This is a genomic window from Mycobacterium numidiamassiliense, from assembly GCF_900157365.1.
GTDB classification, from domain to species: domain Bacteria; phylum Actinomycetota; class Actinomycetes; order Mycobacteriales; family Mycobacteriaceae; genus Mycobacterium; species Mycobacterium numidiamassiliense.
Genome location: NZ_FUEZ01000004.1, coordinates 364,255 through 383,606 on the forward strand (window position 1 = coordinate 364,255; position 19,352 = coordinate 383,606).

The 19,352-nt window shown below is 64.8% G+C and carries 22 protein-coding genes; 14 read left to right on the forward strand and 8 right to left on the reverse strand.

Annotation, left to right across the window (positions count from 1 at the left end; all coding sequences use genetic code 11):
* Positions 1-16 precede the first annotated feature (16 nt).
* Together MNAB215_RS10115 and MNAB215_RS10120 are read left to right on the forward strand one after the other, a co-directional pair.
* Positions 17-502, forward strand: coding sequence for a VOC family protein (locus MNAB215_RS10115; RefSeq protein WP_077078746.1), 486 nt, complete (start codon positions 17-19; stop codon positions 500-502).
* Between the two features lies 1 nt (position 503).
* On the forward strand, positions 504-1,475 hold the full coding sequence (locus tag MNAB215_RS10120) for an LLM class flavin-dependent oxidoreductase (RefSeq protein WP_077078747.1): 972 nt from the start codon (positions 504-506) through the stop codon (positions 1,473-1,475).
* 47 nt (positions 1,476-1,522) lie between these two features.
* On the opposite strand, the gene MNAB215_RS10125 is transcribed toward MNAB215_RS10120, so the two are convergent.
* Positions 1,523-2,176: a GntR family transcriptional regulator gene (locus MNAB215_RS10125; protein ID WP_077078748.1), complete on the reverse strand. Its 654-nt coding sequence runs from the start codon at positions 2,174-2,176 to the stop codon at positions 1,523-1,525.
* Between the two features lie 92 nt (positions 2,177-2,268).
* Between MNAB215_RS10125 and MNAB215_RS10130 the strand changes: the two genes are divergently transcribed.
* From MNAB215_RS10130 to MNAB215_RS10150, 5 genes are all read left to right on the forward strand, one after another.
* Positions 2,269-3,618, forward strand: a complete 1,350-nt coding sequence (locus tag MNAB215_RS10130; RefSeq protein WP_077078749.1) for an LLM class flavin-dependent oxidoreductase — start codon at positions 2,269-2,271, stop codon at positions 3,616-3,618.
* The gene (locus MNAB215_RS10135; protein WP_077078750.1) at positions 3,611-4,795 is read left to right on the forward strand and encodes a CaiB/BaiF CoA transferase family protein; all 1,185 of its coding nucleotides are present in this window, start codon (positions 3,611-3,613) and stop codon (positions 4,793-4,795) included. Before MNAB215_RS10130 ends, MNAB215_RS10135 begins: the two co-directional genes overlap by 8 nt.
* A gap of 19 nt (positions 4,796-4,814) precedes the next feature.
* Positions 4,815-5,732 carry an HpcH/HpaI aldolase/citrate lyase family protein gene (locus MNAB215_RS10140; protein WP_077078751.1) on the forward strand — a complete coding sequence of 306 codons (918 nt, stop codon included), beginning with the start codon at positions 4,815-4,817 and terminating at the stop codon, positions 5,730-5,732.
* Between the two features lie 71 nt (positions 5,733-5,803).
* Positions 5,804-5,959, forward strand: a complete 156-nt coding sequence (locus MNAB215_RS10145; RefSeq protein ID WP_108637605.1) for a hypothetical protein — start codon at positions 5,804-5,806, stop codon at positions 5,957-5,959.
* Positions 5,960-6,061: 102 nt separating this feature from the next.
* Entirely contained in the window at positions 6,062-6,757 is a 696-nt protein-coding gene (locus MNAB215_RS10150; RefSeq protein ID WP_083746084.1) for a type 1 glutamine amidotransferase domain-containing protein, read from the forward strand.
* A gap of 88 nt (positions 6,758-6,845) precedes the next feature.
* On the opposite strand, the gene MNAB215_RS10155 is transcribed toward MNAB215_RS10150, so the two are convergent.
* Positions 6,846-8,327 carry an MFS transporter gene (locus MNAB215_RS10155; RefSeq protein ID WP_077078752.1) on the reverse strand — a complete coding sequence of 494 codons (1,482 nt, stop codon included), beginning with the start codon at positions 8,325-8,327 and terminating at the stop codon, positions 6,846-6,848.
* On the reverse strand, positions 8,324-8,866 hold the full coding sequence (locus MNAB215_RS10160; protein ID WP_077078753.1) for a TetR/AcrR family transcriptional regulator: 543 nt from the start codon (positions 8,864-8,866) through the stop codon (positions 8,324-8,326). Before MNAB215_RS10160 ends, MNAB215_RS10155 begins: the two co-directional genes overlap by 4 nt.
* 137 nt (positions 8,867-9,003) lie before the next feature.
* Here MNAB215_RS10160 and MNAB215_RS10165 point away from each other — a divergent pair, with 137 nt between their 5' ends.
* From MNAB215_RS10165 to MNAB215_RS10195, 7 genes are all read left to right on the forward strand, one after another.
* Positions 9,004-10,374, forward strand: a complete 1,371-nt coding sequence (locus MNAB215_RS10165; RefSeq protein ID WP_077081905.1) for an FAD-binding oxidoreductase — start codon at positions 9,004-9,006, stop codon at positions 10,372-10,374.
* A 7-nt stretch (positions 10,375-10,381) separates the two neighbouring features.
* Positions 10,382-11,857, forward strand: coding sequence for an APC family permease (locus tag MNAB215_RS10170; protein WP_077078754.1), 1,476 nt, complete (start codon positions 10,382-10,384; stop codon positions 11,855-11,857).
* A gap of 374 nt (positions 11,858-12,231) precedes the next feature.
* Complete coding sequence (locus MNAB215_RS10175; protein ID WP_083746085.1) at positions 12,232-12,894, forward strand: MspA family porin; 663 nt, start codon at positions 12,232-12,234, stop codon at positions 12,892-12,894.
* Between the two features lie 39 nt (positions 12,895-12,933).
* The gene (locus MNAB215_RS10180) at positions 12,934-13,491 is read left to right on the forward strand and encodes a hypothetical protein (RefSeq protein WP_077081906.1); all 558 of its coding nucleotides are present in this window, start codon (positions 12,934-12,936) and stop codon (positions 13,489-13,491) included.
* A gap of 140 nt (positions 13,492-13,631) precedes the next feature.
* Positions 13,632-14,150, forward strand: a complete 519-nt coding sequence (locus tag MNAB215_RS10185; protein WP_077078757.1) for a hypothetical protein — start codon at positions 13,632-13,634, stop codon at positions 14,148-14,150.
* A gap of 209 nt (positions 14,151-14,359) precedes the next feature.
* A complete protein-coding gene (locus MNAB215_RS10190; RefSeq protein ID WP_174604582.1) occupies positions 14,360-15,154 on the forward strand; it encodes a bestrophin-like domain in 795 nt (264 codons plus the stop codon).
* Positions 15,155-15,348: 194 nt separating this feature from the next.
* Positions 15,349-15,801 (forward strand): MarR family winged helix-turn-helix transcriptional regulator, encoded by a 453-nt coding sequence (locus MNAB215_RS10195; RefSeq protein WP_077078759.1) that lies wholly within the window; start codon positions 15,349-15,351, stop codon positions 15,799-15,801.
* 17 nt (positions 15,802-15,818) lie between these two features.
* On the opposite strand, the gene MNAB215_RS10200 is transcribed toward MNAB215_RS10195, so the two are convergent.
* The 5 genes from MNAB215_RS10200 to MNAB215_RS10220 are packed head-to-tail and all read right to left on the reverse strand — an operon-like array spanning position 15,819 to position 19,266.
* Entirely contained in the window at positions 15,819-16,277 is a 459-nt protein-coding gene (locus MNAB215_RS10200) for a universal stress protein (protein WP_077078760.1), read from the reverse strand.
* Positions 16,278-16,308: 31 nt separating this feature from the next.
* Positions 16,309-16,917 carry a TetR/AcrR family transcriptional regulator gene (locus MNAB215_RS10205; RefSeq protein WP_077078761.1) on the reverse strand — a complete coding sequence of 203 codons (609 nt, stop codon included), beginning with the start codon at positions 16,915-16,917 and terminating at the stop codon, positions 16,309-16,311.
* Positions 16,917-17,690 (reverse strand): SDR family NAD(P)-dependent oxidoreductase, encoded by a 774-nt coding sequence (locus tag MNAB215_RS10210; protein WP_077078762.1) that lies wholly within the window; start codon positions 17,688-17,690, stop codon positions 16,917-16,919. Before MNAB215_RS10210 ends, MNAB215_RS10205 begins: the two co-directional genes overlap by 1 nt.
* The gene (locus MNAB215_RS10215) at positions 17,687-18,184 is read right to left on the reverse strand and encodes a VOC family protein (RefSeq protein WP_077078763.1); all 498 of its coding nucleotides are present in this window, start codon (positions 18,182-18,184) and stop codon (positions 17,687-17,689) included. Before MNAB215_RS10215 ends, MNAB215_RS10210 begins: the two co-directional genes overlap by 4 nt.
* Positions 18,181-19,266 (reverse strand): NAD(P)H-dependent amine dehydrogenase family protein, encoded by a 1,086-nt coding sequence (locus tag MNAB215_RS10220; RefSeq protein ID WP_077078764.1) that lies wholly within the window; start codon positions 19,264-19,266, stop codon positions 18,181-18,183. Before MNAB215_RS10220 ends, MNAB215_RS10215 begins: the two co-directional genes overlap by 4 nt.
* Between the last annotated feature and the right edge of the window lie 86 nt (positions 19,267-19,352).

The following is a 19,352-nucleotide window of genomic DNA, read 5'->3' on the forward strand; positions in this document are numbered from 1 at the left end:
CGAAAGGATACCGATCATGGGGTTTGCACTTCGACCCGACGACTTCTACCACACCGGGATCGTCGTTCCCGACCTCGACGCAGCGATGGCCCGCCTCAGCGCGCTGGCCGGCTATCGGTGGATCGCCCCGCTCAGCTACACGCTGCCCTTCCGCACCACGGAAGGAGTTCGCGAACTGACCTCGACGATCGTCTACTCCGTGCAGAGCCCGTACATCGAGCTTGTTCAGGAGGTTCCGGGAACGCCGTGGACGGCTGCACCGGGAAATTCCGTCCACCATGTCGGCTACTTCACCGACAACCTCGTCGAGACCGCACGTGCGTTGGAGAGCAACGGTTTCCGCTTCGAGATGACCGGGGAAATACCGGGGTCGGAGTTCGGGATGTTTGCCTACTACGTCGACGCGGTCGGCACCCGTGTCGAGATCGTCGACCGCGCGCTTTTCCCCGACTTCGCCGCATTCGTCGAGTCCATCGCCGCACCCGGCCCCGCTGGAGCGTGACATGCTGCTGACGGTGCTGCGCTTCAACTTCGCTTCCCCGCAAGGAAAGCCGAAGACGCAGAGCGCGCTGTTATCGGCCGCCTTGGAGCTGGCGCAGTGGGGCGAGTCGCATGGCATCACATCGATCAGCGTCGACGAGCATCACGCCACCGGGCACGGGTGGAGCTGCAACCCCATCATGGCCGCGGCAATGTTCCTCGCGCGCACGTCGACGCTGATCGCCAGCGTGGACTGCGCGCTCGGGCCGTTGTGGAATCCGGTCCGGCTCGCCGAAGACATTGCGCTGGTCGACAATATGAGTCGCGGCCGGCTGCACACGACGGTGGGCCTGGGCTACCGAACCATCGAATACGACTCGCTCGGTGTGGATTTCAGCCAGCGCGGTACGCGCATGGACAACCTGGTCGAGCGGATGCTGTCGGTCTGGTCGGGCGCCGATTCGGACGCGGGCGTGTGTACCGGCAGCTGGACCCGGCCGCATCCGCCGCTGTATGTCGGTGGCGGTGCGCGCGCCACCGCGCGGCGGGCGGCGCGCTTCGGGTTGCCGCTCAGCCTCGCCGACCATCTGCCCGATATCGCGGACTACTACCGCGAATTGTGTTCGCGGGCCGGCATCAAGCCGTTCATTCTGATGCCCGGACCGGTCAACCGCGGAATGATCTACCTGCACGAGGATCCGGACCGGGCCTGGGCCCAGCTCGGCGAGCACATCCTTTGGGAGGCAGTGACTTACGGCGAGTGGTCGACCGATCAGCGGTCGCTCATGCACCTGCCCGGCGTCCGCACGCTGGACGAAGTCAGGGCGTCGGGGCGATATCGCTTTCTGACTCCCGACCAGCTCATCGCCGAAGTCCGAGAAGCCGAAAACTACGGGCCGCTGGTGATGCATCCCCTGGTCGGCGGCATGCCCGTCGACGAAGCGTGGAAGTCGGTGCAGTTACTCACCGACGTGGTGCTACCCGCGCTCGCTTGAAAGACTCTGCCGATAAGTCCCGTTCGCTGATTGGCTAGACCACACCGTCACGCGCGCTGCTCCAGCCAATCGGCCAGCGAACGCCCGGCGTCGAGCACATGTCGCTCGGCGATCACCCGCGCCCGCTCGGCATCCTTGGCGCCGAGCGCGTCGAGCAACTGCTCGTGTTCGTCGAGCGAATGCTTCTCGTGATCCGGGAACAAGGTGAGGAAGTTGCTTGGCACCACCCGCGCCGCCTGCTTGATTTGCGTCATCAGGCGAGGGGAGTGCGCGGCACGGTGAATCTTCTGGTGGAACTGCCAGTTCGCCTCGCCGATGCTGTCGTCGCCGGATCGCGCGACCACGTCTGCCGCTAGCTCGCGCAGCATCGCGAGTTCATTCGGTTCAATCCGCTCGGCCGCCCACGCCGCGGCCTGCCCGGTCAGCACACCGAGAATGGTGAAGCTGTCCAGCACATCGGTGGGGCTGATGCCGATGACGGTGACGCCGCTGCGGGGTGCGACCCGGACCAGGCCTTCAAAGGAGAGTTCCAGCAGCGCCTCGCGCACCGGGGTCCGGCTCGTCGCGAACTCTTCGGTGATGGCATCGAGGTCGACCCGTGCGCCGGCGGGCAGGGCGCCGGTGAGGATTCGGTCCCGCAGTTCCCGCGCGGCGCGCTCGCGCACCGTGCCCGATATGTCGATCCCCGAGGTTGACGCCATCCACGCATGCTATCAAACCGTACATCTAGCATTTGAAATCTGAAATATCAGATGTTAGATTCCGAAATGTGACTAATCGGCGCACAGACAAGATGTCCCTGGTTGCGTTCATGCAGGCGGGTAGTACCTCGGTGTATTCCGGGTCTTGGCGCCATCCGGCAACCGAACACGGCTACCTCGACGCGTCCTACTACGCCAAGATCGGGCGGCAGCTCGAAGAGGGCTGCTTCGACCTGATGTTCTTCGACGACCGCCTGGCGATGCCGGGTGTGTACGGCGGCTCGGTGGCCGAGGCGGTCTACCACGGTGCACGGCCGGTCAAGCTGGACCTCGGGATTGTGCTCGGGGTGTTGGCGCAGGCCACGTCGCGTATCGGGCTGGGCGCGACGTACTCGACCACCTATTACGCGCCGTTCCATGTCGCGCGGACCTTCGCCACGCTGGACCACCTTTCCCGCGGGCGGGCGGCGTGGAACGTGGTTACCTCGGTCAATGACAGCGAGGCCCAGAACTTCGGCGTCGACGCCCACCTGGGCCACGACGAGCGTTACGACCGCGCCGACGAATTCATGGACGTGGTCGCCGGGCTCTGGGACACGTGGGAGGACGGCGCGATCCTGCACGACCGGATAGGCGGCCAGTACGCCGACCCGGCCAAGGTGCACGAGCTGGGCCATGTCGGCCACTTCTTCACCGCGCGTGGACCGCTGACCGTGCCCCGCACCCCGCAGGGCCGGCCGGTCATTATCCAGGCCGGCTCGTCGGGCCGTGGGCGCGAATTCGCCTCGCGCTGGGCCGAATTGATCTTCACCGGCGACCCGGACCTCGAGGTCGCGCGCAGCCACTACTCCGATCAGAAAGAACGCATCGCCGAGGCCGGACGCGATCCTGCCGCGGTCCGGATCTGCCCGATGGCCTACGCTGTGGTCGGCGAATCCGAGGCGCACGCCAAGGAACGCGAAGCCTTATTCCTCAATGATCTGGTTGACCCCATGGCATCGCTGACACTGTTGTCGGAGTTGATGAATTACGACTTCGCACAGCACGATCTCGACGACCCGGTGACCGACGAGCTCATCGCGTCGGTGTCGGGCATCCGCGGGCTCGTCCAGAACCTGCGCACCCATATCGGTGGAGACACCGTTACCGTGCGTGATCTGGCCGGCCACCGCGCCACCCTGCTGCAGGGGCCCCGCTTCGTCGGCACCGGCGACCAGGTCGCCGACCAGATGGCGGACTGGTTCGAAAGCGGAGCCTGCGACGGGTTCGTCTTGGCCGCAACGCATCTGCCCGGCGCATTCGAAGACGTGGTGCGCATGGTGGTCCCGGAGCTTCAAAGACGCGGGTTGTTCCGTACCGCATATGAGTCCGACACGTTGCGGGGACACCTTGGGCTGCAACGACCTTCGAATACCCGGGTGGCCGCCGGTGCACATGCTTGAGGGCGTACGCGTGCTCGACCTCGCCACGTTGGCGGCCGCACCTTTGGTCGCGACCTACCTGGGCGAGTTCGGCGCCGACGTGATCAAGGTCGAGGATCCGCGCAACGGCGATCCGATCCGTGGATGGGGCAACCAGCGCGACGGTGTGGGCTTGATGTGGAAGTCGCTGTCGCGCAACAAGCGATCCATCACCCTGGATCTGCGTTGCGCCGAGGGGCAGGCGCTGGTGCGCCGGCTGGTGGAGCACGCCGACGTCGCCATCTTCAACCTCCGTCCGCAGACCCTGCGCAAATGGGGCCTGGACTACGAAAGCCTGAGGGCGGTCAACGACCGGTTGGTGATGTTGCACATCACCGGATACGGGTTGACCGGTCCCAAGAGTGAGCGCCCCGGTTTCGGCACCCTGGGCGAGGCGATGAGCGGGTTCGCCCACATCACCGGCCCCGCCGGCGGCCCGCCCACGCTGCCACCATTCATGCTGGCCGACGGCGTCGCGTCGTTGAACGCCACCTACGCGGTGATGATGGCGCTCTACCACCGCGACGTGCATGGTGGGCCGGGACAGCTGATCGACGTCAACCTCATCGACCCGCTCGCTCGTCTGCTCGAGCAGACGCTGCTGGGCTACGACCAACTGGGCCTGGTGCCCGAGCGTGCCGGAAACCGATGGGATATCTCGGCTCCACGCAACACCTATCAAACCCTCGACGGGCGCTGGCTGGCCATGTCCGGAAGCTCACCGGCGTTGGCATTGCGGGTGTTTCGGGCGATCGGGCGCGACGACCTGCTGACCGATCCCGACTTCTCCGATCCGCAGCGGCGACTGGCCCGGGCCGGTGAAGTCGACGCCGTCGTCGCCGATTGGGTTGCCACCAAGACACTTTGGGAGGCGATGGAGGTCTTCGAGAAGCACGAAGTCGCTGCGGCCCCGGTCTACGACATCCGTGAACTGGTCGCCGACGAGCAGCTGGTGCATCGTGAGGTATTCGTCTCCGTCGACGACCAAGAGCTCGGGCCGATGACCGTTCAGGCCCCGGTCCCGCGCTTCTCGTCGGCTTCCGGGGCGGTCGATCATCTGGGACCCCGACTCGGTGAGCACAACGACGAGGTCTACGGCGAGGTGCTCGGAATGACTCTCGACGAGATCAACGACCTACGCGCCCGCGGCGTGTTGTGACAGAAGGATATTCATCGAGGTGACTGATCTTCTCCGTCGTTCCGAACTCGCCGTGCCCGCGAGCAACGACAACATGTTCGAGAAGGGCGCCGGCTGCGGAGCGGATCTGGTGTTTCTGGATCTCGAGGACGCGGTCCCCCCGGCGTTCAAGGTCGAGTCGCGCGCGAAGGCGATCAGCGGCCTCAACGACATCGACTGGGGACGCACCGCGCGCGCCATCCGCATCAACGGCCTGGACACCCAGTGGTGCCACGACGACGTCATCGATGTTGTCACCCACGCCGGAGAGAACCTCGACACGATCATCATCCCCAAGGCGCGCAGGGCCCGTGACGTCTGGTGGGTCGACGTGCTGCTCACCCAGCTGGAGTCAAAACTGGGACTCGGCAGGCAGATTCGGCTCGAAGTGCTCATCGAGGAGGTGGAGGGCCTCGCCAACGCGGAAGAGATCGCCGTGGCCAGCCCCCGCCTGGACGCACTCATCTTCGGGGTGGGCGATTTCTCGCTGTCGCAGGGCGCACGGGTGGATACCAACTTCGTCCCGCTCGGTGAATACCCCGGCGAATTCTGGGCTTACGCGCGGAACAAGGTGATTGTCGCGGCCCGGATCGCGGGCATCGATGCGATCGACGCGCCCTACCCCGACTACCGGGATGTGTCCGGCTACGAACGCGATGCCCGCCGCGCCTCGCTGCTGGGCTACACCGGCAAGTGGGCGATCCACCCCGACCAGGTTCCGATCGCCAACGGCGTCTACGCACCGACCGCCGACGAGATCGCCCGCGCCGAAGCCAACGTCGCCGCCTATCGGGAGGCGGAAGCCAAGGGGCGCGGCGCGGTGGGAGTCAACGGTGTGCTGGTCGACGCCGCCCACGTGAAGCAGGCCGAGCAGACGCTGGCGCGTGCCGCGCTGATCAATGGAAATAACGACACCTGATTGAGGGCGTTCGTGCCGGGGTAGTCCGTCATTGATCAATTTGACGGAAGCCCAATAGAAGGGGACACGACGTGATTATCTTGGGCATCATTCTCGCTGTAATCGGTTATGTCACTGGCATTGCGATTCTGGAAACGCTTGGCGGCATCTTGGTGCTTGTCGGCGTGATCCTGTGGATCCTCGGAGCGGTGGGGCGTCCGGTCGCCGGCCGCAAGGTGTGGTTTTAGCGCTTATCACACAAGCTGTTTCGATGCATTGCCGCCGTTGCGGTGGCGACGTAAGGTACTGGTCTACGTAACACCCTCGAGGCAATGGGGAGTGAGCGTCTGATGGCCAAGGTTCTATTCGTCGTCACCGCAACGAGTTTCTGGACGCTGAAGGACGGCAGCAGGCACCCGACGGGGTATTGGGCCGAGGAATTTGCGGCCCCTTACAGCGCGATCAGCGGGGCCGGTCATGACATCGTCGTCGCAACTCCGGGTGGCACCGTGCCGTATGTAGACGTGATGAGCCTGCGCCCCTCGATGGCCGGAAGTGCCGAAATCGCCGGGCAGCTCGAAGAGGTGCTGCGCTCGGCCGAAGAACTGCGCAGGCCAATCGAACTCGCCAACGCCCGGCTGGACGACTACGACGCCGTGTATTACCCCGGCGGCCACGGTCCGATGGAGGACCTCTGGCAGGATGCCGACTCCGGTCGGCTGCTCACCGCGGCCCTGGCGTCGGGCAAGCCGCTGGCGATCGTCTGCCACGCGCCGGTCGCCATGCTCGCCACCCGCCGCAACGGCGTCTCGCCCTTCGCCGGCTATCGGGTCACTGCATTCACCAACGACGAAGAGGACGGCGTCGGTCTGCGCGAGAAAGCGCCATGGACGGCCGAGGACGAACTGGTCAAGTTGGGCGTCGATTTCGTCCGGGGCGAGATGTGGAAGCCCTTCACCGTCGTGGACCGCAATCTCTACACCGGGCAGAACCCCGCCTCGGCCGGGCCGCTCGCGGAGGACGTGCTCAAAGTGCTGCGGAGTTGACCGTCGGCCACCGCGACCAATGGGCAACTTCCGCTCGCGATATCACCGGCGATATCGGAACCGAAAAGAACTAGTCGGGATCCGACAACTACGCACTCGTTCCCGGCCTGAGTAGTAGCCATATCGCAGCTGCCGACGCCAGCAGGACCACCGATCCAACGCCCGCGGCGATGGCCAGGCCATTGCTGAAGGCGTTCTTCGCGGCCGTCACCACGGCCAGCGCCTGGTCGGCAGGCAGCTGCTTCGCCGCCTCGATGGCGCTGGACAGCGAGTCCTCGGTATGCGAGGTGACCGCGGCAGAGGCGCCGGGCGGAATTGCCAGCGCGTGGTACACGCCCGTCACGATGGAACCCAGTGTCGCGATGCCGAGCGCCATGCCCAGCTCGTAGCCGGTCTCGGACACCGCAGCCGCGGCACCTGCTCGCTCCGGCGGAACGCTGGTGAGGACGGCGTCGCTGGCCGCGGTGAAGGCCAGGCCTAGGCCGATGCCGAGGACGAAGAGGGCGATGGCGAGGTGCGGGTAGGAGGTGGACGGACTGATCATTGTGAACGACGCCATGGCGAATCCAACCAGCGCCAGTCCGATGGAAAGAATCGCGCGCTGCGACGAATAGCACATCGCAACCCCGGCCAGCAGGCCAAATAAGGTCGCACTCGCCGCAGCTGGGAGCTCGGCCAGCCCGGCTTTCAGGGGGCTGTATCCCATCACAAGCTGAAAGAACTGGGAGAGGAAGTACACCACGCCAGACAGGCCGAGCACCGCCAACAGGTTGGCGACGACCACGCCGGAGAATCTGCGATTGCTGAACAGTCGCAATTCGATCAGTGGGGCAGGCAGCCTGAGCTGTCGCTGGACGAACAGGGCGAACGCAGCGAGCCCGACGAACCCCACGATCACGATGTCGGCACGGATCCCGTGTGCGGCCCCTTCCTGGAGGGCGTAAACCAGTCCGAGCATGCCGATGAGCGACAGCGCAACGCTGCGCAAGTCCCATGGCCCAGGCATTGGGTTGCGCTGCTCTGGCAACAACACCATGCCGCCGACCACCAGCACCACGCTCACCGGGACGTTGATCAAAAATACTGAGCCCCACCAGAAATGCTCCAGCAGTAAACCTCCGACCAAGGGACCCAAAACGGCGCCCGCCGAAAACGCAGACGCCCAAATGCCCACGGCCACACTGCGTTCCCGTGGTCGCTCAAACAAGACACGGATCAACGCCAGGGTCGACGGTGCCAGCGTCGCCCCTGCCACGCCCAGCAGCGCCCGCGCGCCGATCAGCAGCCCAGCGGTCGGGGCGTATGCCGTTGCCACCGAGGCAATGGCGAAAGCCGTCGCACCGCAAAGCAGCAATTTCTTATGGCCGATCCGGTCGCCGAGGCTGCCCATGGTGACGAGTAGACCAGCCAACACCAATGAGTAGATGTCGCCGATCCACAACACCTGCGTTGCCGCCGTCGCGAGATCGCGGCCGATGAACGGGAGCGCCAGGGCCAGTACGGTGCCGTCGACACCGATCAGCAATACCCCAAGGGTGAGCACCGCCAGCGACAGCCAAGCGCGCGTCATGACCGACTCACCCCGCGGAGCAGCAGGTCGGTGACCATATCGGTAAATTCGCGACGGCCGGCGCCGCCGACCTGGACCACCCACGCCGCACCGGCCATCAGGTTGAAGAACGCTTCGGTCAGCCAGAACGCATTCAGATCGGGGCGGAATTCGCCGTCCCGCTGACCGCGCAGGAACAGCTCCCTGACCTCAGCGTCGATCGCCGCCCACGTTTCCTTGGGCTGATTGGTCTCGAAATCCTGACTCTGTGTATAGAGCGAGTTGAGGTATCCAGAAACCGGCTCGCACGCCGTCACCAAACGCCGCAGCGCATCTGAGGCCGACCCCTCCTGCACGCGAACGCTTTTCAGCGCTTCACGCAGGTGGGCGGTCGCGAACTCGTCAAGGGCCTCGAGGAGCGCAGCGCGGCCGGAGAAGTAGCGATGCAGAGTCGCACGGCTGACGCCGACGGCCGCCGCGATCTCGTCCTGGGTGGCGTTCGGCCGCCGACCAAGGAAGTCCGCTGCGGCGCGCAACACATGTTCACGATCTAGTGCCATGCTACGATCATAGCTTATATGAGACAAAAACGTCTTATATGAGACACTATGAGAACGACGATTAGAGCCGTACAGTTGTGCCCACCGACACCAAGGCCGGGGGACTGAACGACGAACATACTGCCGAGGTGACAGACATGACAGGACCTACCAGCCAGCTCACCGGGGATGTTGTCGGTGCCGGCGACCCCCGGTACGAGGCGGCGCGATTCGGGTACAACCATCTTTACTCGCACCACCCGCAGGCCATCGTGTTCTGCGGCGACACAAGAGATGTCGTCAACGCCCTCACGTGGGCGCGACACAACGATGTCGCCGTTCGGGTGCGCAGCGGGGGGCACTGCCTGGAGGGCTGGTCGTCTGTCGACGGCGGCCTCGTCATCGATGTCAGCGGGCTGAAGTCGGTTCAGATCGACGCGGCCTCAGGTCTGGCAACGGTTGGGGCAGGCCTCAACCAACTGGAGGCGGTGACCGCGCTCGGCGCTCACGGACTCGCGGCGCCGACCGGAACGGAAGGCAGCGTCGGCCTGGTCGGCGCGACCCTCGGCGGCGGCTTCGGCCTGCTCACCCGCAGTCTGGGTATGGCAAGCGACAACCTGATGGCGGTCGAGATCGTCGTGACCGACGAGGTGAACGGTGTCAAGGCGATCACCGTCGATGACACCTCACACGCGGACCTCATGTGGGCACTGCGTGGTGCCGGCAACGGCAACTTCGGCATCGTCACCTCATTGACGTACAAGGTTCACCCGCTACCCCACGTCACCTACGTGAAGGCGACGTGGACGGGGCTCGACGACCTCCGTGAAGCCTTCGACGCCTGGCAGCATTCGGCGCCGAACACCGACAGCAGCCTGACGAGCCAGCTCGAAATCCATTGCGGTGAAATTCGATTGCTGGCGGCCCTCTGCGCAGGGTCGGAAGCCGAGGCGACGAAGTTGCTGGGGCCGATCCTGTCGGTCGGAGAGCCCCAGGTAACGACCACCACCGCACCTTGGGCCGACATCTACGCCGGTTTCCAGATACCCATTTCGGAGGAGGCCGCGAACTGGAAGTTCACGTCGCAGTTCATCATTCAACCCTTCCCGACCGCCGCGATCGAGCTGATCGGTCAGTTCATGGCGAAAGCCCCGTCGCCCGACTGCAATTACTTCACCAACGCCTTCGGCGGCGCAGTCAAGAGCAGCGAGCCCACCGGCGGCTCGGCATTCGCCCATCGCGACGCATTGTTCTACGCCGAACCCGGTGCCGGCTGGGGCGTTCGCGGTGGACCCGCCGCCGATGAGCAGCTGACAGCGCGAGCACTCGCCTGGATTGCGGATTTCAGCGAGTCCTTGCAACCCTACGTAGACGGCGCCTACGTGAACGTGCCGAACGCCGGCATGGCTGACTGGGCCACGGCCTACTGGGGCGCCAACCTCGACCGGCTACGAGCCGTCAAATCAAAGTACGACCCCGGCAACGTGTTTCGGTACGAGCAGAGCATTCCTCCGGCCACGGAAGGCTAGGCAACTGATGAGCCAAGCACTGACGGGCAACGAGGTCGCCGACGAGATATGCCGAGATTGCGGCTACGAACCGGAGCTGAAGCGGTCGCTGAACGGGTTCCAGATCTTCGCCGTCGCATTCGCGGCGATGTCGGTGGTGATGGGCGTCTTCGCCACCTACGACGACATGCTGCGCAGTTCCGGGCCGGTGGGAATCTGGCTGTTCCCCGTCATCGGGGTCGGACAACTGTTGGTAGCGCTGGTCTACGCGCAGTTTTCAGCGCGGATACCGCTCAGCGGCGGGCCGTACGCGTGGGCATCACGACTGGCCAGCCCGAAGATCGGCTGGGGCTTCGGTTGGCTGGCGTTCCTGAATGCTGTTACCTCCCCCGTTGCGATCGATAATGCGTTGGCAACGCAGTGTCTGATGCCGCTGTTCGACATGGAGCCCAACGAGACGACCGGGCGCGTGATCACCGTGGTGCTCCTGGTGATTCAGGCCGCACTGGCCATCGCCGCGACCCGCATCGTCGGCTGGGTCAACTCGCTGTCGGTGGTGGTCGAATTCGGCATCCTCGTCGTGCTGGGGATCGCGTTCACGGTGGCCGTGCTGATGTCCGGCGACGGTAAGACTGCCAACCTGTTTTCCCACGGTGTCGCCGAGGGCAATCCCAACTACTACCTCATCGGTGGCGGCCTGATGGGGGCCACGATCATGGGCCTGAACACCCTCGTCGGCTTCGAGTCCGCCGCGAACATGGCAGAGGAGGCCGCCGACGCGACACGCACCGTGCCGCGCGCGATCATCGGATCGGTTGTGGCGTCCTCGGTGCTGGGATTCTTATTCCTCATCGTGCTCACGATTGCGGTCAAAGACATACCGGCAGCCTCGGCGAGCGCATCCCCGGTCGCCGAGGTCATGCGCCAACAGTTCGGACCCGTGCTGGAAAGGCCGTTCCTCGCGGTCATCGCCATCGCGTTCTTCGGGGCCGCGCTGGTCGCCGTCGCCTCCGCGTCGCGTTACAACTTCGCGATGGCGCGCGACGGACGCTTTCCAGGGCACCGGGTGTTCCAGCGCGTCAATCCGCGCACCCACACCCCCATCCCGGCGACGCTTCTGGTGATGACCACCGGAATCGTCCTGATAATCGCGTTGCCGGGTGCGGCGCTGTTTCAACTGATCGCGACGAGCACCATCATCAGCGTCGTGCAGTACATGTTGACCTCGGTTCTCTATCTCGGGGTGCGACGGAAGTTCGACCGCGCTGGCGGCGGCTTCGACCTGGGACGGTGGGATCGGCTCGTCGCGGTGGCGGCGCTGGTGTGGTTGATCATCTGCATTTTCACGGTCCTGGTGTCTTTCACGACATTGGCGACGCTGCTGGTCGTCCTGGGCCTGCTTGGTTTAGGTTTCGCCTACTTCCTGTACATGTGGAAGTTCGACCGCGAAGTCCTCGAGCACGAGCCAGGGGAATCCGACTTGTTCACCGTTTCGTCCGAGTGACGAGGACCAAAAGCCAATCTCTGCGGCGTTTTTCGTAGGCGCCCCTTCGACCTTTCGTAATGTGCAATTTGCCGCGCGTTTGCGTGCCTGAGCGGCGCCCGCAACGTGGGCCGTAATGATGCCAATTGACCCGCGGGCAACACTTTGCGTCGAGTCGGCATCCCTCGGGATTTAGACGTGCAGCCGGATAGTGCGGCGCTCAAAGGGAACTCGGTCTGTCTCAAATGAGACGTCGTCGGATCACCTGAATTTCGCTTGTATGCGGGCAGTCGTTGGGGCCGTTGAAGTAACGCGAAATTGCGTTCATAACGATTTCGCTAACCTTGGTGGTGGCCGCCGTGTTGCCGGCCGTCAACCACTTAAAGTCCCGTGCTATGAGGGGAACCTGGGTCCGCATCTGCTCTGTCATCATGGCGGCGTCGACCCTGTGCGCGGTGAGCGAAATGCCACCGGCGCATGCCGAATTGGTCGCAATCCCGATGCCCCCCAAAGCCATTAACAAAGTCAGCCGCGAGGGCTATAACGTCGAAATGCGCCTCGAGCGGGAATCGGTGACGCGGACACCCAATCTGGCTGCCGCGCCCAATTCCCACGAGGCATTCATCACGATAAGTGGCGTCGCGTCGGCCACCGGCGGCTCAAGCCCCATCACCGACAGCGTGCTGATCATCGGGTATCAGCTGGGGTGTCAGAACGATGTCTCGGCGGGCCTGCAGTTCGGTGGAACCGGGGGCAGCGTTCCGAACGGAACGGTTGCCATTACGCCCGGGAGCCCGACCTCCACGGACCTGGGTAACGCCGGCGGCGGGGCCGGGTTCGGCCAAACTGTGGTCCAGCCGGGCGTCATCGTGGATTTGCCATTGTCGAACATGACGCTCAACGACAAGGGGCAGGCCGCCCTCGACATGGACGACCTGCACATCAAGGCCGACGCGTGCGGTGGTGACGTCACTATCCGGTCCTACCTCTATCTGAGGTTCTCCAGCCAATCCGCGCACACGCAATACGCCATTTTCGGCGATCCCATCAAGATTTGACGTCGCACCCATCGGGAGGACAAGCACATGATGAAAATTATGACGTTTCGTACGACACTGGGGCTGATTCCGGCGGCGGCCATCGGCGCGCTGTTGGCGCTAGCGCAGGCACCCGCCGCCGGCGCCGCCCCGGGGGACCCGCCGCCGCCGGTCCCGGGGACGCCCTTCCTCCCTAACACCGGCTTCATCCCCGGCGCCTACGGCTACTTGTACGGCGTCTATGTCACCCCACCGCCGGCGACCGTCGACGCCCGCGGGGTACGCGCCACCGCAATGGGCGACGAGCAGGCCCTTGGCATGCCGGGCAGCGAACTGGGCAACAGCCCTCCGGTTGCCGGGTTCTTTACCGGCGCGAGCGCGCAGTACTACATCAACGCCGGTGCGACTGCGACGCCCCCGGTCGTCAAGGGCCCCGATTCGATGGGCCTCAGCCCCGCCGTGCCACCGGAGGATCCTTCCGGCATTCCACCGGAAAAGCGTCCCGGGCCCGAATCGACCCCGCCCGGCCCCGCTCCCGTGGTCGTTCCGCCCATCCTCGAAACCGCGGGCGGCAGGCCGTTTGGTGCAGCCGGCGGCGGGGCGGGTGGTCATGGCTGATGGTCCCCGCGGCTACGAGCTGAAAAGCCGATGGCACAAGCGCTTGTATCGTGAACGCGCCGAACATCGAATCGAGGGCTTTGCCGTTCCTGACGGATACGCTGACACCGAGTCACGCACGTCGATGAGAGGCGCGGCCCATGTTTCTCCGTTTGGCGCTCGCCGCGGCAGCCGCCATCGCAGTCACCGCGATTGACTCGGCATCACCCGCGAACGCCGACTCGTTGCCACCCGGTCCGCACTCCACGCTCGCTGACGTCGATTTGCCGGTCGGAACTGTCCAATGCATCGATTTTGGTTGCATCGATGGTCCAGCCATCAGTGATCCTGGCTACGAGTGGTGGCGTTACGGCGCACCTTACGACGACATCGTGGCCTTTATGCGGGACCGTTTCGGCGCCGGGCAGGGGTACGACACCCATGGGGCGACGTGGTGGCATGGCTTGCCGCCGTGCTACGACGTCAATCACGAAAGCCCGCCGTGGGGATGGGCCACTGACGGCGGTACCAGATGGATCTGGTCCGATAATTCCAAGGCCATCGTGGTCGCCGTGGACAAGCCGGGAATCAAGGCCGGTGATGGCGATGTCGTTCCTTTTGGCAGGATCTATGTGATTTCGGTGGGTTCTTCGGTGGGGGGCGTGTGCTACCGCGAGTGAACGCGCAGCCAGGTTCCGCCCCGGATCAGCTCGCGAGCGGAACGTTTTGCTCGAAGTTGCCTACGCACCGGCGGATAGAGAAGGATTGTGCCGGCGAAGATCGTGGTCCCCACGTTCGTCGACGCCGTGATCACATCTAGCAGGGTCGCCCGGCGGCGCCAACATCAGGCCTGGGGTCTCCGCTGCGGTGCTCGGGAGGAGCGTGGCTTGTGAGTGGTTGGCTGGTGAGCAACGTCCCGTCGTGGCTGCTATTACTCGGACTCAATGTCCTCATCGCAGGCGGAGCAGTGCTCGCCCTGAGATTTGTCCGGCATCGCTTCCCCGGGCTCAGGGGGGACGAACGCAGCGAGGTGACACAGTTCGCCTTCATGTTGGTCGGATTCGTGTACGCGTTCTTCACCGGTTTCATCGTGACTGCGATGTGGGGCCAGGACAATTCTGCGGATGACGACATGCGGGTCGAGGGCGCGACCGCAGTGCAGATGGCCAGCGACCTCACCATTTTCGACAAACCCGACGGCGACCGAATCCGCGAGGCGCTGCTGGACTATGAACGCGCGGCGATAACAGAGTGGCCGCTGGTCGCACACGGCCATACCTACCCTGCGGCCGGCCAGGCGCTGCAGCGTCTCCGCACCGCCTACGACCAAGTTCAACCGCGCACCGATACCCAAAAGACTTACCTCGCTACCTCTTTCGATTCCCTTCACAAGATCAGTCAGGCACGTATCGAACGGACGATCCGGGCCCGCACTTTCGACGGCATGCCTTGGTCGATGTGGACAGTCTTCTTCCTGACCAGCGGGCTGGTGCTCGGCGGCGCTTTGGTTTTCAGCGTCGAGAAACCCACCATTCACTACGCGTTGGTCGCGACCGTGGGCGTGCTGCTGGCCACCGACGGGTTCCTCGTCATTGAACTTGCCCACCCGTACCTCGGCGACACTGCGACGTCCTCGGAGTCGCTGGGCGAGGTTATCCAATCCCTGTCGGCACCCCCCACGTAGTGACTGAGCACCGCATTCCCGGTGCGGCCGTGGGTGTTTGGTTTGACGAGGGCGAGGAGCACGCCGCATCGACACCGCGTCGTCCTGGTCGCGGCACGGGATGACGGTGATGACGGGCCCTGGAGGTTTCATTTGTCATGAAGGACGGGCAGATCCACCAGAAGGCCGCCGCCTGAGAAGGCAGGGAGACAGGTATGGAACTCACCGAAAACATCCTATGGCTGCTCAAGCAGGCCTTCTACTTCTCGCTGACCACGGTCAACGACGCGGTCAGTGAGCACGGTGTCAGCACCGCCCAAATCGGTGTGCTGCGCCAACTCTCCAACGAACCCGGCCTGTCCGGCGCCGAACTCGCCAGACGGCTGTTGATCAGCCCGCAAGGGGTTCAGCTGGCGCTGACCGCGCTCGAACAGCGCGGGCTCATCGAACGAAAGCCGAACCCCCAGCACAAGCGGATACTGCAGGCCTATCTCACCGATCGGGGGCGCAATGTCGCGGCCACGGTGGTCAGCGAGGCCGTGGCCGCCCACGAGAAGGTGTTCGGCGTCCTCACCGCCGACGAGCAGGCGACCCTACGCGAATTGCTGGGCCGTGTGGTCGAAAAGGGGACCGGCCACACGGCGGGCTCGGTCTCGACATCGCCGTAAAGGACTGGCGCCCAGGTTCAGTCGATGGTGTGGACGATCAGCACGTCGGTCTTGGCCTTACGGGAGACCTCGGACGGGACTGATCCCAGCAGGCGCCCGGCGACGCTGCTGAGTCCGACGTTGCCGACGACCAGCAGGCCGGCCTCGACCTCGTCGGCCAGGTGCACCAGCGCCGCGATGGGAGCACCTTCGATCGACTTCTCCTCCACGTCCTTGGCCCCGGCTTTGCGCGCCCGGATCGCGGCATCCCGCAGGATCGCGTAGAAGGGGGCCTCGCCCACCAACCGGTAGTCCTCCCCGTGGGTGCTCCCCGGCGGGATCGCGTAGCGGCCCTTTTCCACGGGGACGGGGAGATGAGCCGTCGCAATGATCAATTTCGCGCCGTGATCAGCAGCGATCTCAGCTGCCCGGTCCACCGCACGCAGCGACGACTCCGAGCCATCGGTGCCGACCACGACGGTCTGATAGGCGCTCATTTTCAAAAGTGTAAACCCGACCGACTCTGGATTACAGCCTCGATTTTCTTTGCCAGTGCGGGCTCTTGATCGCTTCGAGGGCTTCGGTGACATAGCGGTCCAGCGGCCGCCGGTTGGTCGACTGCCGCACCCACTGCTGGAAGGCGAAATCCGCTGCGGCAAAGGCGAGTTGGATCAGCAGGCCGGGACGGATATCGGTATTCGGGTTAGCGCCCATGCGGTCGGCGACCAGCTTCGTCGCCCGCTCCTTGTCGACGGGAGTATGGATCGTGGCCTTGTCCAGCAGGCCAGGCGCGATCAGCAGGGCTTCGCGCCATTCTTCGCAATCGGCGCGGTCGAATGAGCGGGTGCGGGTGATGATGGCGTTGATCAATGCGACGTCGGGTGATTCGGTGGCGGGCTGTTTTTCCAGCAGGTTGACGATCGCGGCACCGCCGTGGCGAACGGGCGCCAGCAGCAGTTCCTCTTTGGTCGGCACGTGCCGGAAAAAAGTACGCGGCGAAACGCCCGCGGCAGTGGCGATCTCCTCGGTGGTGACGGCGTCGTACCCCCGTTCGACGAACAACCGGAACGCGGCCCGCCGGATATCGGCGCGGACCTGTGCGCGCTGTCGATCACGGAGCGTTTCGCCCTCGCCCATCACCGGAAGCAACCGATCCCGCCGTCGACGTGAATGGTCTGCCCGGTGATGAAAGTCGCGTCGGTGCTGAGCAGGAACGCCACCAGTGCCCCGACGTCGGTGCGGACGTCGCCGATCCGCTTCATCGGAACACGCCCCACGGCCTTGTCGTACTCCTTGGGCGCGAACGACTTCCAGAACTTGACGCCGTCGGATTCGGCGAACGGGCAGATGACGTTGACGCGAATGTTGTCCCGGCCCCATTCCAGGGCGGCCACCTTCGACAGCCCGCGGATGCCTTCCTTCGCGGTGGCGTAGCCGCCCCACTTCGGTTCGCCGCCGGTACCCGTCCCGGAACCGAGGTTCACGATCGACCCGCCGCCGGCCTCGACCATCAGCGGATATACGGCCTGCATGAGCAGGAAGCTCGCACGGGGGCCGACGTCATGGCCTAGTGCGAAGTCCTCGAGGGTGATGTCGACGAATTTCTTGGGCTCGTTGGTGGCGATGGCGTTGTTCACCAGGCCGTGCACCGCGCCGAAGGCTTCGACCGCGGCGGCCACGATCCGCTGCGCGCTGTCCGGATCGCGCAAATCAGCGACCACCATCTCGGCCGGCCCCAGGGCCTTCAACTCGGCGGTCGTCGCAGCCAGCGCTTCGTCTTGAATATCGGCCAGCAGCACCGACGCACCGCGTTCGAGCAGCGCGGCGGCAACGCCCTTGCCCACGCCCTGGGCGGCGCCGGTGACGATCGCGACATGCCCCCGCATCGAGTCGGGGTGAAAGTACGTCACTGGGCGGGTCCCATCTGTAGCCGCACGCCGCGGTGCATCTCGTAGGTGCTGCGGGCGCCGTCGGGCAGTTCGATGAACTCCACCGCTGTCCCGTCGGGGTCCTTGACGAAAAACATTCGGACACCGCCGATCTCGAAGGGATCTTGGTCGGGTGTGTAGCCGGCGGCGATGATGCGTCGATGCGTGTCGTCGAGGTCGGTCACCGACAGCGACACGTTGTGTATCCCGGTGATGCCGCGGCGGGCCGGCTTGCTGTTGTCGGGCTTGGTGCCGAGCGACAGCAGCTCGACCATCAGTCCGCCCAGCAGTCCGCCGACAACGCGGCCCTCCTGCTTTCGGCTAGCGTGCAAGACCGCATCGAAAGGCTCACCCGAGATGAGGGTTTCGAAGATGACCTCCATGCCGAGCACATCCCGGTAGAACGTCAGCGCGCGGTCCATGTCGGTGACCCCGACGACGAGATGACAAAACGACACGTCGTCGAGCACCGTCACGATGTCTCGGCCGCGATGCGTGGGGCCGGACGACCGGCGAACAGAGGCAGGTCCAGGTAGGTCTTGATGCCGGGTTCGGCCGCGCACACGTCGGGAATCGCGTTGACGCAATGGTTGGCTGTCACCACGACGCCCGGGTTTTTGATCAGACCTTCGGCGATCGTCTCCGGCTGCAGCCCCTTGAAAGTGAGCTTCACAGGTGGGTCGCCGGTGATCTCCACTTCGAACCGCTCGCCGACACCACCGAAATTCCAACCGGGATCGAGGTTTTCCTCGCCCATCAGCCAGTTGACCGCCGCCTCGATCACCGGCTCGCCGTCGGCAATGGCCTGCCAGCGGAACCGCCGTGCGGCCACCTGTCCCGCCGTGATCGGGAAGGGTTCGTAGTCGATGGTGGACGTCGCGACCGCGATCTCCTGAATGGTCCTGATGTTCGGCTCGATGCGAAATCCCATGTGGTCGGCGATCATTCGCACGGACTGCTTGAAGCCCGCCTCGAGCAGCGACGCCATCGGTCCGTTTACGGCCTCCTCGGGAGTGCCGCCGAAGCCCATGATGTGGCGGACCACGTCGGGGGCGTTGTAGGTGCGGATGTCGGAGAACTCCTCGGAGCGCACGTGTGTGATGGCCGATGACAGCCCGGAGATCATGAGCGGGAAGCGCTCCGTGATGCCGCCGGGATGAATGCCCGATCCGTGCAGGGTCACCCCGCTTTCGAGCGCGGCGTCGGCGACGGCCTGGTGTCGCGCGTTGTCCGGGTCTGGGTACACCCAGCCGACCGGGGTGACGACGTTCTTGCCGGACCGCAGGATCGCGATGACCTCGTCGTCGTTGGGGATCAGTGGGCTGTACATGACGCAGTCGGCGTCCAGCGCCAGGATCTCGTCGACGCTGGATGTCGCGGTGACGCCGAGGTCTCCGGTGCCGGTGATCCGACCCACTTCCAGGCCGTTCTTGTCCGCGCTGTGCACCCAGCAGCCGACCAGCTCGAGCTGCGGATGATTGCGCACGCACTCGATCGCCGCCTTGCCGACACCGCCGGTGGCCCACTGGATCACACGAAGCTTGGACTGGCTGCTCATCGATGACCTCCCAAAATCGGCCTCTACCCGCCGGCGACTGGTTGGCACGGTATGACCTTATGGCAGTGACTGTCAACTAGCGCGGT